Genomic DNA, 14,281 nt, shown 5'->3' on the forward strand with positions numbered 1-14,281 from the left:
TTCCGATTGCACGTAAAATATAGCATTCAGCCAATTAAGCGTCAACGCGAGGGCGTTGCAGTAATCCTATACCCAAGCTAGCCATTACCACAGCAACAATAGGATTAAGTACATTCAAGAAAGCATAGGGAGCATAATCTAATACTGAAATACCCAGCGTCGCTGTGTAAAAAGCTCCTGTAGTAGTCCATGGAATCAACGCTGTTGTCATGGTAGCACCTTCTTCTGCCGAGCGAGAAAGTATTGCACCATCTAGCTGGGCTTTATGATAGGCGTCCTTAAATAATTGGCAATTCAAAATGATCGAAATATACGCTTCTCCCATTCCTATATTACTGATAAACCCAGACAATATCGTAGTTGCGATGAGAGTGCGAACACGCTTAATACGTAAAATTAAACGTTCAAGAATAACGGAAAGAAATTTTGCGTGATGCAAAATACCGCCCAACGCCAAAGCCATGATCGATAACAATAACGACCAGGCCATACTATAAATGCCACCATGGCCAAGTAAGAAATCAATATTGTCTATGCCTGTGCTACCAGGCTCATTGAGCCAGAGCGCGCTCAATACCTCGATGATGTTTCTTTCTTGATAAAAAACAGCAATCAGTATGGCAAGTATGACACTGCATGACATACTCATTGCCGGAGAGTAATTTTTGATACTCATGCCAAACATACACAGCAAAGGTAACAAAGTAACCCACAGATTTAATTGAAATGTACTGTTCAACGCAGTTTGAATAGCTACTATTTCCTCTGCAGGCAATACATAGTCTTCATATTGTAGTCCTACAAAAATAAATAGGATGAGCGTTAGCACATAGGCTGGCAAGGTAGTGTATAGCATGGCATGAATGTGGCGATAGAGGTTGGTGCCAGCACTCACGGCGGCGAGATTTGTCGTATCTGAGATAGGTGATAATTTGTCACCAAAGGTTGCACCTGACACAATCATGCCCGCTACAATTGCCAGTGGAATATCGATGACCTCTGCGATACTGATGAGTACTATTCCTATCGTTCCTACCGTCCCCCAGGAAGTACCCGTTGCAATCGACATGAGGCTACATAAAATTAATCCAGACGCAAGAAATACTGCAGGATTGAGCAAATTCAGCCCATAATACAAGAGACTAGCAATCGTGCCGCTTTGCATAAAACTTGCGATCACCATCCCTATCAGAATAAAAATGTAAATAGCAGGAAGTGCATTACCGATGCCCGTGCTCATCATGCGCTGAATATCAGTGAAAGTATGACCGAGGATGGCTGCATGGATACCCACCCATAACAAGCACATGAAAATGATGGCATGAATAGAGATCTCCAGAACGAAGAACCCCAGTGAGATCATTAAAAATACACCAAGCAAACAAACAATAGCCTGGAAAAGCGAGGGTTCTTTGAGATCTTCTTGCCTGCTAATATTGATCTGCCTCATTTTTGTTCAATCATTTGCCAATCTAAGGAAATCCTGGATAAGTCAGCCAGACAGTAAGACAGAGAGGAGTTGGTTTCACATTTTGCCCTATCTATGAAACAATTTAGTTTTACAATCAAAGGACTTACCATAAAACCCAAGCAGACGAGGAAAAGCAGTTTGGCAAAAAATCCATTATTCCGTTATTTATTTCTTATCTGTGAACAACGATGAATATAGTTTGGTCAATTACAATTTTTCTATCTAAAAAACAGAAATAAATGCTTACGTGATAATCATTATTCAAATCGCAATTTTTAACAGTAATATTCAATATTAATTTAATGTGGAAACTTTCACATATTAATCACATCTTAATACAAAATTTTAAATTATCTGTTCAAAAAATAATAACTTTCTAGTTTTGAAATATATTAATCAAAATTTCTTGCTTACTGAGAACAGCACAGTGTAGTATTTTTTCCGCGAGAGATTTAAGAATGAGGGTAACTAAAATTTACAACCTATTTTTATGAATTGCTTGATAGTAACTATTCTATTAATGGCATAAGCATTCATAGATAAGACAAAAATCCAGGGATCAAGATGGGACTTATCATTCCAAGGTCTGTTGACATTAACTGTTACTTTGATTGAACAAAGGAGGTTTATATGAGACAAAGAATTGCCCACGTTGATGATGATCCCGATATCCGAGATACTGTTCATCATATCTTAAGCGCGCATGGATATGAAGTTGATAGTTATCAAACAGCGAAAGATTTTATTGACTCACTAAGTAATCCTTCCATTGTGCCTGATCTGGCTATTCTTGATGTAATGGTTGAATCCATGGATGCAGGCCTGACTACATATGTGGAATTACACAATCGTTTCCCTAGAATGCAGGCAATTTTTTTGACTTCACTTGGCGATATGATTTTGCCTTATTTTGAAAATAAGTCAGAAAAATGGATCTGGATTATTGAGAAACCTATTGAGCCATCAGGCTTGTTGTCCATTGTTCATGACCGCCTGAGCTGAGCGTTTCTTAGGGTAACCAATCATGGCTACTGCCGATTTCTCTTGGAACGCGCCTAAACAGCAATTTATCTTGGCAGGAGGAAAAGAAAGTGGACAAAAATTAAGTGATGAAATATTAATAGATAATATTCGCTGGTTTACCATTTTCCGATGGGCTGTGATTGGTGCACTAATTCTTTTTCAAATCGTAGCTCTAATAGCATCAGATGCACTTACCCAACTAGGAATTAGGAACCAGCAAGATTGGCCGCTTGTCCTTTCAGTCATTTTGAGTGCTGCCAATTTTGCCTATATCTATGCATTGGATTTCTGTCAGCCTTCAAAATTTAACTCACCTTCAATCAATATTTGGGTGCAGATTATTGTTGATTTATTGTGTTTATCAATAGTCGTGCATAATGTTGGCAGTACCACAACCCCTGCTCCCTTCTTCTATATTCTTCATATTGCCTTAGCATGTATCTTTTTCTCAGCGTTGGAAGGCTTATTCGTCGCAATCATAGTTTCTGCGATGTACACGATTGTTTTACTTATTGAAAACCAAATGTTCTTTCAGGTATCACAATCAATTCTTATAGACTCGCACTTCTCGAATGAGAGCTTACAAAAAGGTCGAGCTCTGGTATGGATGATTGCACTCAATACTTTATTTTTTATTGTTTGGTATGTTGTCTCACGCCTTACACTGGTTGTTCGTAAACACGAACAATATCTCCGTGATGCCTATGAACAAATTAATCAAGCTCAAATTGCAAAAGATCAGTACGCTATGCTTGTGACACATCAACTTAAAGCACCACTTGATGCTATTCGAAGCAAAATTAATTTGATTAAAGGAGGATACTGCGGACATGTTTCGTCTGAGATAGAAGAAGTGCTAACCAAAATTGATAGACGCGGGCATAGTATGTCTAATTTAATTCTGGATGTACTTAAACTTGAACGACTAAAAACAGCTGGACGTAATAACGATGCAATGGAATATGTTGATATCTCAGCAACAATTTATAAATGCATTGATAAATTAAAACCCGTAACAACAGCAAGAAATATTGAAATAAAGTTATCAATCCAAAATTTTTTTGCCTGGGGCATTCCGGATCAGATAGAAATATTGTTTGAAAATATCATTGCCAATGCGATTACTTATTCTTATGATGATGCAGCGGTTGATATTAATTCCATTGTTAAATTGCCAGATAATTCTGCAATTTTGACAATTTCTGATCATGGAATCGGCATTGAAGCAAAGGATTTACCGAATATTTTTAACGAGTACTTTTATTCTCCAAGAGCAGTAATGCATAACCAATCATCCAGTGGTATTGGTTTATCGCTAGTTAAAATTGCTGCAGTTAACAATAATCTCCAACTTAAAGTTACCAGTGACCCAGGCTTGGGGACAGCTTTTTCTGTAATTTTCCCAAATATACGAATCTCTGCAGGAGAATCATAACGATCTTGAGTATTGATGCTTTACACCAAAGATAAGCAAATTAAGCAGAAAACAGATAAAATTTATATTGTCTCTTATGGATTTTAAAATCTGGTTACTCTGAATTCTATCAGAATGGTGTTTTATCCAAATTATCAAGAAGGTTATAGATTCTCTTCAATGTATCTCACACCCAACGCTTTGTAAGTTTTGGACAAATAACCTATTAAAGGGTAAAATTCTGGGTTCTTAAAATAGGTTAATTAACAAAACTGGAGAAAATTAATTATATGACAGTCACAATCGAGCAAAAAGCCCAGGTGGTGCGTGACTATCAAAGAGCCGCAGGAGATACCGGATCTCCTGAAGTACAGGTGGCGCTTTTGACTACTCGCATCAACGATTTGATCAATCACTTCAAAACACATGTCAAAGATCATCATTCCCGCCGCGGCTTACTTAAAATGGTAAGTCATCGACGTAAATTACTTGATTATTTAAAAAACAAGAGCAACGATCGTTATATTGCGCTAATTGAGCGCCTTGGTTTACGCAAATAATTAATTTATTAGCTTTCTTCCCTAGTTCAAAGAAACTTTAAGTAATCGTTTAATTAAACAATAAAATAGGTTATAGAGCAGGGAAATAGCCAATCAAACAAAGATGATTACATCAATAAAGAAGGATTGCTAATTGAAATTGATAAAGAAAAGTATTACCTACGGTCGCCATACACTTACTTTGGAAACCGGAGAAATTGCGAGACAAGCTCATGGCTCAGTAATGGTTACGATGGATGATACAGTCGTATTGGTTACCGTCGTCGGAGATAAAAATATCAAACCTGGGCAAGACTTCTTTCCGTTGACCGTTGATTATCAAGAAAAATTCTATGCAGCAGGTCGTATTCCCGGGAGTTTCTTTAAACGTGAGGGGCGTCCTTCCGAGAAAGAAACACTCACTTCAAGATTGATCGATCGTCCTATTCGGCCATTATTTCCTGCTGGCTTTTATAATGAAGTACAGGTTATTGCAACAGTTTTATCAGCCGAAATTGAAGTGGATGCTGACATAGCGGCAATGATTGGTACTTCTGCTGCGCTAGTACTGTCGGGTATTCCATTTGATGGCCCTATTGGAGCTGCCCGCGTTGGCTATATTAATAATGAATATGTACTTAACCCAACTACCACCGAACTCAAACAAACTCAGCTTAACTTAGTTGTAGCTGGAACACAGCAAGCGGTTTTAATGGTCGAATCAGAAGCAATGGAATTATCTGAAGAGATCATGCTGGGTGCTGTTATGTTTGGTCATGAGCAAATGCAAATAGTTGTTGATGTCATTAATGAATTTGTTGATGAAGCTGGCGTTACTGCATGGGATTGGAAACCAACTGAAAAAGATCTGGTATTAACTGAAAGAATTTCGCAATTGGCAGAAGCAGATTTGCGTAATGCATTTCAATTAAAACAAAAGCAAGTTAGAAACGAAACGATTAAAGAAATTTGGCAACGAGTCTCCACAGAATTAGGTGTAGGTACAGAAGGAGGTCCTGATGAACAATCAGTCAATGAAATTGGCTTTGAACTCGAATCTCGAATTGTTCGTACTCAAATTCTTGATGGAGAAGCGCGTATAGATGGACGCGGGACAAGGACTGTGCGTCCTATCTCGATACGCCATGGAGTACTTCCACGAACACATGGTTCAGCATTATTTACACGCGGCGAGACACAAGCTCTGGCCGTGGCCACATTAGGAACCGCACGCGATGAGCAGAAAGTTGATACCTTACAGGGGGAATATACAGAACGTTTCATGCTTCATTACAATATGCCCCCTTTTGCTACAGGAGAAATTGGACGCGTTGGTACGCCAAAGCGACGTGAAATAGGCCATGGTCGTCTCGCAAAGCGTGCATTGGAAGCAGTGCTTCCTTCAGCTGAAGAATTCGGTTATTCGTTAAGGGTAGTCTCCGAAATCATGGAATCTAACGGCTCCAGCTCCATGGCTTCGGTCTGTGGAGGATGCCTTGCATTGATGGATGCAGGAGTTCCCTTAAAAGCCCATGTGGCAGGCATTGCCATGGGACTGATTAAAGAAGGAAATCGCTTTGCCGTGTTGACCGATATTCTTGGTGATGAAGATCACTTGGGAGATATGGATTTCAAGGTGGCGGGTACTGAGAAAGGTATTACAGCACTGCAAATGGACATAAAAATCCAAGGGATTACTAAAGAAATTATCCAGGTAGCCTTGCTACAGGCTAAAGAGGGCCGCTTGCATATCCTGGATATCATGAAGAAAGCTCTTCCTGCAACCCGGGAAAACATCTCGACACACGCTCCACGCATTATCAAATTTAAGATCAACCCTGAGAAAATTCGTGATGTTATCGGTAAAGGTGGCGCAGTAATCCGTGCCCTAACTGAAGAAACCAATACGACCATAGATATAAGCGATGACGGTACAGTCACGATTGCCTGCATCAATAGCGAGGGGGGCGAGCTTGCAAAGAAACGTATCGAGGATATTACCGCAGAAGTAGAAGTAGGTAAGATATATACAGGTGTAGTATTGAAACTCCTGGATTTTGGTGCAATTGTCAGTGTACTGCCTGGAAAAGACGGCTTATTACATATTTCTCAAATTGCTCATGAGCGCGTTGAAGACGTTGCTACCCACCTTAAAGAAGGCCAGACTGTTCGAGTAAAAGTACTGGAAGCTGACGATAAAGGCCGGCTCCGCTTAAGTATGAAAGCAGTTACTGAAGCCGAAACAGAGAGTGCTTCTTAATACAACTTAATCTCAATCTAACCTAAACGAATTTACAAAAATAAGCGTTGTCATGTTTGAAACGAATACAAGGTAACGCTTATTTTGTACCTTCGATCAATTAAGATCTTCTAGTCGCTTCAGAATATTTGCAATCCATCTGCTCATGAGATAAATATCGACAAAATAGCCAAAGGAATGATGCGGCAAATATCAAATACCTTAATTACTTTTTCTTCACCCTCTGGCGCAAGCGCCTTACTCCGAAATAAACGATCGAGAGTACTACTGGAATCGCAATGCCAGTGATTAATTCGACATTAATAGCATATCCTGCAGCTTTTGCTGCCTTAAGTCCATAACCTACTATACCGAGCAAATAGTAGCTCAGCACGACAACCGATAATCCTTCAACAGTCTCTTGTAAGCGTAATTGTAAATGTGCTCGATTATCCATGGATTTCAATAAATCACGAATTTGTGATTCCATGGAAATATCGACGCGTGTACGTAGCATGGATGAAGCGCGTGTTACTCGTAAAGAAAGAGTCTCCAGGTGAGAACGAGCCAGGTCGAAAGTTCCCATTGCTGAAATCACTCGCTGTTTTCTGAACTCATAAAGCATCTGCAACCCCTCAATACGCTCCTCCCTCAATTCAACGATACGTTGTTGCATGATAGCGTAATAAGTCTGTGATGCACTAAACCGATGGCTAGTTTGGGCAGAGATTTTTTCGATTTCCGAGGCTAACCTTGTCAATTCACCTAGTAAATGCTGCTCATCTTCAATCCCGGTCAATTCATTACCAGTAATCAGCTCCGCCAGGCGATCATCATAACGCTCCAGCTGAGGAATTATCCTACGCGTTAGCGTCAACGGCAGTATTGCCAACATACGATACGTCTCAATTTCCAGCAAACGCTGCACCAACCTCCCAACCTGACGACTACGTAGATTATCATCATGAATCAAGATTCGACTAAAACTATCTGCGTGAATTTGATTGTCACTCCAAACACTGGCACTCCCCCCCGACACTTTGGAGCCAATGACGGTGTTTGATGCAAATAGACTTGCTAATTCACTTAGGCTACGGCTAGGACGAGATCGATCATCCAATGCAATATGCGTAGCAACCAACACTTCACCGGGCAAGCTGGCTAACCAATCTTGAGGCACATAGGTAATAGCTGGTCTAGCAAAAGGAATATCGAACGGACCTTTACAATAAACCGTATACGTAGAATATTCGGTATGGCGCTCCCACCGTAAACGAAACTCACCAAATTCGGCACTGAATTGGTCAAAGTGAGTATTAGGCGGCAAAATGCCATAACGATGACAAAGTTGAACTATTAATTGGCGTTCTTGATCGACCCATTGTCGATCAGATAAAAGCACCAAATGCGAAAGTTGTGCAGGAATACTCACCAACTCATAAACATCTGCATTAAGCTCAGTATGAAGATCCTGCCGTTCAGGGTATTCAGGAATACCTAGGGGATGCTTTCTGAGCAAAGCATGTTTATTAATAATCGTTTGTGAAACCAAAGGAGAAAAATCCATATCGTTTAGTATCTCTAAAATTTATGAAAATCTAAAATAAAGATTACCACGATATCGGCTAAAGCAATATTTCGATGTCTTCTATTTAAATAGGCATCTTCGATGCAGTGTAAAATATAAAAATACGCAGAAAATTTGGAATGCATTTCAGTCAATTGCTGTGCCACTTTATTAGATTTTGTATCTGAGATACATATGTTGATCTTTTAATAAGCAGTAAAAGTATATAATCAAATACAATGTAATAACCCAATACTCAAGTGATCAACATGCGTACATCCCATCACGCTGGTGAGCCGGAAATCCCGCACAACATTCCTTCCGAAGTACCACCCGAAGAAATACCGCCAGGCCTTCCCCCGGGCGGTCCAGACGAGATCCCCGAATCACCCTCAGAACTGCCCCCAAACATGCCACCGGAAATACCACCGATGCCACCCGATATCGGTGTGAATGAATAACTGTGAATATCGATGTAGAGGAATAAAATACTCTCGTGATCGCACCGTTATGATCTGGTATGTAATCTGCTCAGCGTCCTTTTAATTCTTGGGACTCTTAACCACCTTTGACCATACCAGCGGTGTTGCTCATGCCGCTGGTAAGTTTTTAACGTTGTAGCATAATAACGTTTCATCGCTGATTGAGAATATACCCGTAGTACGTGATCTCAATGTAACGTCGGCCCGGCTTCGCGAAAGATTGCGTCAATAGCTAGCGCGTCAAAGCGGTATTCGCGATTGCAGATGTCGTCATGCACGACAACTTCGCCACATTCCTGCAGAATAGCATTAACTTCCGCACGGCCTAGGGAGTGCAACATATTATAGATTTTGGCTGGATCTTCACGACAGCCGTAGCTGACCGTCTGAGCATCGAAGACGCGGATGGTTTCTTCCATAAACAAGCGAGTGAGAATTTCTTCAGCTGCCAGTTTGAATATTGGCTGATCCTGCACGGTTGCGGCAAGCGCCTCTATACGAGTCCAGCCATCGGGATCTTGCTGATCGGCAGTGGGTAGCTTCTGCAACAGGATACCAAAAATGGCATTATCTGATGTAGCTAGGAATAAACGTGATGGAAGTTGTTCAGATTGCTTGAAATAGTGTTCAAATATTTCGGCAATCGTGTCGCCATCGAGTGGCACAATGCTCTGGTAAGCTTCGCGCATGGACAGCATATCCAAGGTCAGCACAAGTTGACCATGTCCCAGTAAATCAGGTACTGGCTGCGCTGCAACCTGGGGCGCATATTTAGCCATGCCGCGCAAATGAAGACTTTCATTACAATCAATGACCAACATGGGAACTGGACCATCACCTTTCAGCTGCACAGTTAGGCGTCCAAGCTGCTTGAGATTACCGCTTAATAAAAGCGTGGTAGCACTCATATCTCCAAGCAGTTGGACAACAGATGCCGGATAATTCCGATTTTGCAGCATTTGCTGCCATACGCTGTCCAGATGCACCACTGCACCCCGTATGTCTAGATTTTCCAATAGAAAACGTTGTACATAGTTGTTCATTTTGATAATTCCTTTGCATTGCTATTTGAATCTATAAAATTAGTAATTTTAAATTTCATTAATCAAATTAATATTTGTCCACAATTTCTGTGGATAAGTTTGTGAGTAATTTGTATATACTGATACTAAGATGATTATCTGTAATAATATTTTCTAATTCGATTAAATTTTAGACATATAATTTTTATTATTGTAATCAATTAGTTGTAATTTTGTTATATGTTAAGACGAATTTAATTGACACTATGAATATATTTAAAAAAATTGTGGATTATTTCATAATATTAAAAATGTTTTATAATCCAAATAGATAAATTTATATTTCAGAATTCATAATTATAATTTTATCTCTGACTAGATCAATACGGCTGAAGATAAATAATATTAATCAAATATATCCAGCAAAATACGTAGAGACAAAGCTCAATTAATTCTGATCCCACTTTTTTTTCTTAATTCAAAAATTTTAATCAAATTTTACGAACGAGCTTTCGACACTGATTGCCACATTTTTATGCAAAACTCCGCTCCAAATCTAGACGAACGATTCATAATTTTGCGATAGGTTCTAATTTTGGTGCCGGCTATTTCATTGCAGTATTCTGTATGGAAAATATTTCAATTGTTTCACACCTAAGCGAATGCGAGACGTATAATGGATTTTCTGGATTACCTATTAACCAGACAATACCTTGCATGACCCAGGTCATGAAGGTAAGAAATACTATAACTTAAAAATTCCTTACATGGCGTTCCTCTGGCGGCATGCTTACTGAACTGTGTGGGCAATATGGCTGGAAAGACTGGATAGAAAAAGGATATTAATTGATTCAAGCTGGATCCATTATCAAGTTCTGCCAGAAGCTGCTACGAAAGGCACTGTAGGCAAGTGAGAATCGAAGCCATTTATATTGACTAAAACTGGTTAATTCATGAATGTATTCAGTCTTGAAGGTTTCGACTATATTGTACCAAATGATCTATTGAAGATACTGTGACAAGCTGAACATTCGTGGTAGTGCGGTTCTATTGCATTAGTGCAGTTGAGTCAGTATCGGATATTTCAGCCAAATTCATTTTGGCTAGCCAAGTGATAATGAGAAGAAACAATAAGTTATCAATTTTTTGCAGAGCAATTTCATGCTTTGACAGAATAAAACTACTTTGTTTTAGGAGAAGATAAATCACTTACCCTGAATCTCTTTTTTTGTTTTTGTAGATAGTATAATGCATCATAAATTGGAAAAGGCTTTTTCTGAACCTAAAGTCAAATCCCAACAAGAACGCATCAGGCAGATTAGCTGCTGTGTCCAAGCCAACCAGTCTGACAGTCAGGCGGAAATGTTCGCCAATCGCTTGCGCAAGAATCTGAAAAAACTAACCAAGTGGGCCAAACAGAATCAGGTACATTGCTACCGACTATACGATGCCGATCTGCCGGAATACGCGGTGGCAATAGATATTTATCAAGGCGAGCAGATCTGGGTCAACGTCCAGGAATACGAGTCACCGAAAACTATTGATCCCATCAAGGCCCAGCAGCGGCTAGCTGGAGCAATGGCAGAAATAACCAAAGCGCTAGAAATTCCCGCTGAGCAAGTATTTTTAAAGATACGCCGCAAGCAGAAAGGCACCGATCAATACCAAAAACATAGCGATTCAGGCCGCTTTTATATCGTTGAAGAAGGTGGCTGCAAATTCTGGGTGAATTTCGCGGACTATCTGGACACTGGCTTGTTTCTCGATCACAGGCCAATACGTTTGCTGATTCAACAACAAGCTAAGGGCAAGCGTTTCCTGAATTTATTTGCCTACACCGGTAGCGCCACTGTGCATGCTGCGATCGGTGGAGCAGTGGCCAGCGTCACTGTCGATATGTCCAATACTTATCTGAATTGGACGAAACGAAATTTCGACCTCAACAACATTCATGGCGATCACAAGCTGGTGCGCGCCGATTGCCTGCAATGGCTGGCCAAGCAGGCTGATTCAAAACAAAAGCAGCACTTTGATTTGATCTTTCTTGATCCGCCAACTTTTTCCAATTCCAAGAAAATGGACAAGGTCTTCGATATCCAGAGTGATCACATGGAAATGATCCACAACGCTGCGGCGTTGCTGGCGCCGGATGGAATATTGTATTTCTCAACCAATTTCCGCCGTTTTAAAATGGATAAAGAAGCGTTGGCAGATTTGATCATCGAAGATATCAGCGCAGCGATGGTACCCTTGGATTTCGCCCGCGATACCAAAATTCATTATTGCTGGAGAATTTCTCGATGAACGAGTGCCTGCATATCATCAAGATGCACGGATAAAGGATATGTATATGGATTTTCGTACCCCTCCCCTGCAACAAACGTACAAACTAAATATGTCTGGTTTTACATTAAGACATGCCAATCATGATGTTGAAATCATTGGTTAAGATTACCCAAAGGACTTATAAATAGTGATTTCTTATGCTGAATAATTACAAACCGGTATGCAATCCTGGTATGCCGATGCGTTGTATATAAATAGCATTATTTCCTTCTTCGTAAGCGAGTAATTTACCTTCTGTTTGCCAGAGACGAAACGCCAAGGAGTAGGATAATACCCGTATCGGATAGTCGCGCGGCAATGTTTGTAAATAAGGTTGAATGGTTGTGAAATCAGAAGCGCCGTATTGCTGCATGATAAAACGCAAACCACCGTTGGTGGGACCGATATTGTAGGCTAACAAAGTCAGAAAAAGATCGCCTTTCATTTCCGCAAAATAGCGTTTAAATGTAGCTGCAGCAATAAAGGCGTTGTGCCGGGGGTTTTCCAGAGAGATTTTTTCGACATTTAGACGTTTAAGTACTTGAGCGACTGCCGTTTTCGGAACTTGGGTAATTTGAAATAAACCACGCCCACCGTCACTGCTATCTCTCGGTATGAAAGACGATTCTGTTGCTGCGATACCCAGTAGCAAATTGATATCAATATCGAAAGCATCGGCTGCATCTTTGATGGCTTGGCGATATTCCTGAGATCGGTTAACCATTTTCTGCAGCTGTGTTGAACTATGCCTGCGATAAGCTGCGTATACTTGATGTGCGATTGCCATTCGGCCTGCTTCTTCCTTGCCTCCAATCAGAGTACGGAAATTTCCATAAGCCAGGGTAAACTGTCCGTAGATAACAGACCAGGTAATCAGCAAGGCAAATGAAAAAGATAAAATGGGGGGCAATAATTCAGAATGAAACTGCAGCCTTTTTCTCAGTTTCCACCAGCCGATGGAGAAAACGGAAGCGGCCACTATCAATGCGACTACGCCGATAGAGAATGGTAGCAAGCTGCCGAAAAAACTAGTACCTGAAAACTGGTTTGCGGAGTAACCTAACAGTACCATGATGGCCAAAACTACTGTCACACCCAGACTAAGGACTTCTATGCTTTGCAGTACCAGTTTTCGTTTGAATTCACTGGACTGGTATTTTTTTAACCATTTCCAGACTCTCCCTTTGTTGGTGTGCGCTATCACGCTACGCTTACGCTTGGGTTTTGACTTTATATTGTCTGACTTAGAATTACTGAGATTAGCCGTTTTACCCATTAGAATAAGGATCTAAGCTGTTCAATAAGAATAGAGACTTATCGGATTAGCAATCTGCTACTGCTAAGTTCAAAGTATTTACTGGATAGCCACTCTCGCGGGCAAAATAACTTACTCGAGTCTCCTAAAAGAAGGGATGATAAGTAAAATTATCGATCTGGAAAAGTTGAAAACAAACCACTTCCAGTAAAAATAACAAATAGGATCATGAAAAGAGATTCATAATTCCTTGATTGATTTACCAAATCAAATAACGTAATACCAAACTCGTAGAGCAGGCCGCGTAGTTGGTTCACCTGCATGGCACGGAACTTGATCAGCGATAATCTCATCCGGCGCAGCGCCAGCATCGCTGCTTGTTGATCTTCTGTTTTACAGGCAATCCGCCGCATCAGTCTTGTTGTCTTGCACAAGGAGCCGGACAAATTTGACATGGATAAGTTTGACTTCATGCCCCAGTGCCATCAGTTTGCGCCGCCATTAGTGCGCGCTACCGCACGCTTCAATTGCAATCAGTCCAGCTTCACGTTGCGCAAAGAATTCCAGCAGTTCATGCTTACCAAACTTGCGGTTATGAATCTCGTCGCTCTCGTGCGCCACCCAATTCAGTTGAAAAACTCGCTTTGCAATATCCAACCCGTATGTCGTGAAATTCATTTTAGCCCTTTCGTCCATTTGTGGAAAGAACTCATTATCTCCACCTCGGCACGTAGATGCCGTCAGGTCCGCAAAGGGCTACCTCATTCTTTACCGCTTACCCCTGCTCCCCGTGGGGAGGAGGCGTCCATCACATCTCCGCTATTTACAAATTTTTCTATAAAGATCCTTAGCATCGGCTCTATCTTGATGAGCTATGATCATTTCTGGTGTATGACAGGAGAAGGAAGCGGTGTAACCTGTTGGTAAAGATCTCGGCAGATCAA

The 14,281-nt window shown here is 40.7% G+C and carries 10 protein-coding genes and 1 pseudogene; 6 read left to right on the plus strand and 5 right to left on the minus strand.

The annotated features are described in order from the left end of the window. Positions 1-34 precede the first annotated feature (34 nt). Complete coding sequence (nhaC, locus tag R2Q26_RS13760) at positions 35-1,450, minus strand: Na+/H+ antiporter NhaC (protein ID WP_317536811.1); 1,416 nt, start codon at positions 1,448-1,450, stop codon at positions 35-37. 651 nt (positions 1,451-2,101) lie between these two features. Between nhaC and R2Q26_RS13765 the strand changes: the two genes are divergently transcribed. From R2Q26_RS13765 to pnp, 4 genes are all read left to right on the plus strand, one after another. Then, positions 2,102-2,473 carry a response regulator gene (locus R2Q26_RS13765; protein WP_317536812.1) on the plus strand — a complete coding sequence of 124 codons (372 nt, stop codon included), beginning with the start codon at positions 2,102-2,104 and terminating at the stop codon, positions 2,471-2,473. Between the two features lie 22 nt (positions 2,474-2,495). Further along, entirely contained in the window at positions 2,496-3,929 is a 1,434-nt protein-coding gene (locus R2Q26_RS13770) for a HAMP domain-containing sensor histidine kinase (RefSeq protein ID WP_317536813.1), read from the plus strand. A gap of 269 nt (positions 3,930-4,198) precedes the next feature. Beyond that, entirely contained in the window at positions 4,199-4,468 is a 270-nt protein-coding gene (gene rpsO, locus R2Q26_RS13775; RefSeq protein WP_317536814.1) for a 30S ribosomal protein S15, read from the plus strand. 133 nt (positions 4,469-4,601) lie between these two features. Beyond that, positions 4,602-6,707, plus strand: a complete 2,106-nt coding sequence (gene pnp, locus R2Q26_RS13780; RefSeq protein ID WP_317536815.1) for a polyribonucleotide nucleotidyltransferase — start codon at positions 4,602-4,604, stop codon at positions 6,705-6,707. A 205-nt stretch (positions 6,708-6,912) separates the two neighbouring features. On the opposite strand, the gene R2Q26_RS13785 is transcribed toward pnp, so the two are convergent. Further along, a complete protein-coding gene (locus R2Q26_RS13785; RefSeq protein WP_317536816.1) occupies positions 6,913-8,253 on the minus strand; it encodes a DUF3422 domain-containing protein in 1,341 nt (446 codons plus the stop codon). A 269-nt stretch (positions 8,254-8,522) separates the two neighbouring features. Here R2Q26_RS13785 and R2Q26_RS13790 point away from each other — a divergent pair, with 269 nt between their 5' ends. Then, positions 8,523-8,714 (plus strand): hypothetical protein, encoded by a 192-nt coding sequence (locus R2Q26_RS13790; RefSeq protein WP_317536817.1) that lies wholly within the window; start codon positions 8,523-8,525, stop codon positions 8,712-8,714. A 209-nt stretch (positions 8,715-8,923) separates the two neighbouring features. On the opposite strand, the gene R2Q26_RS13795 is transcribed toward R2Q26_RS13790, so the two are convergent. Next, entirely contained in the window at positions 8,924-9,778 is an 855-nt protein-coding gene (locus R2Q26_RS13795) for an Hsp33 family molecular chaperone HslO (protein ID WP_317536818.1), read from the minus strand. 1,227 nt (positions 9,779-11,005) lie between these two features. Here R2Q26_RS13795 and rlmKL point away from each other — a divergent pair. Next, complete coding sequence (gene rlmKL, locus R2Q26_RS13800; RefSeq protein WP_317536819.1) at positions 11,006-12,061, plus strand: bifunctional 23S rRNA (guanine(2069)-N(7))-methyltransferase RlmK/23S rRNA (guanine(2445)-N(2))-methyltransferase RlmL; 1,056 nt, start codon at positions 11,006-11,008, stop codon at positions 12,059-12,061. Positions 12,062-12,251: 190 nt separating this feature from the next. Here the strand turns inward: rlmKL and R2Q26_RS13805 are convergent, their stop codons facing one another. Together R2Q26_RS13805 and R2Q26_RS13810 are read right to left on the minus strand one after the other, a co-directional pair. Continuing rightward, entirely contained in the window at positions 12,252-13,358 is a 1,107-nt protein-coding gene (locus R2Q26_RS13805; RefSeq protein ID WP_317536820.1) for a lytic transglycosylase domain-containing protein, read from the minus strand. 251 nt (positions 13,359-13,609) lie between these two features. Further along, a pseudogene (locus R2Q26_RS13810) lies at positions 13,610-14,015 on the minus strand (IS110 family transposase); the annotation flags it as partial. Between the last annotated feature and the right edge of the window lie 266 nt (positions 14,016-14,281).

It is taken from the genome of Nitrosomonas sp. Is37 (genome assembly GCF_033063275.1).
In the GTDB taxonomy this organism is placed as follows: domain Bacteria; phylum Pseudomonadota; class Gammaproteobacteria; order Burkholderiales; family Nitrosomonadaceae; genus Nitrosomonas.

Bases quoted from the DNA above. Each gene is read 5' to 3' on its own strand.
- nhaC (WP_317536811.1), bottom strand. From the start codon at position 1,450: ATGAGGCAGATCAATATTAGCAGGCAAGAAGATCTCAAAGAACCCTCG.
- R2Q26_RS13765 (WP_317536812.1), top strand. From the start codon at position 2,102: ATGAGACAAAGAATTGCCCACGTTGATGATGATCCCGATATCCGAGAT.
- R2Q26_RS13770 (WP_317536813.1), top strand. From the start codon at position 2,496: ATGGCTACTGCCGATTTCTCTTGGAACGCGCCTAAACAGCAATTTATC.
- rpsO (WP_317536814.1), top strand. From the start codon at position 4,199: ATGACAGTCACAATCGAGCAAAAAGCCCAGGTGGTGCGTGACTATCAA.
- R2Q26_RS13785 (WP_317536816.1), bottom strand. From the start codon at position 8,253: ATGGATTTTTCTCCTTTGGTTTCACAAACGATTATTAATAAACATGCT.
- R2Q26_RS13790 (WP_317536817.1), top strand. From the start codon at position 8,523: ATGCGTACATCCCATCACGCTGGTGAGCCGGAAATCCCGCACAACATT.
- R2Q26_RS13795 (WP_317536818.1), bottom strand. From the start codon at position 9,778: ATGAACAACTATGTACAACGTTTTCTATTGGAAAATCTAGACATACGG.
- rlmKL (WP_317536819.1), top strand. From the start codon at position 11,006: ATGCATCATAAATTGGAAAAGGCTTTTTCTGAACCTAAAGTCAAATCC.
- R2Q26_RS13805 (WP_317536820.1), bottom strand. From the start codon at position 13,358: ATGGGTAAAACGGCTAATCTCAGTAATTCTAAGTCAGACAATATAAAG.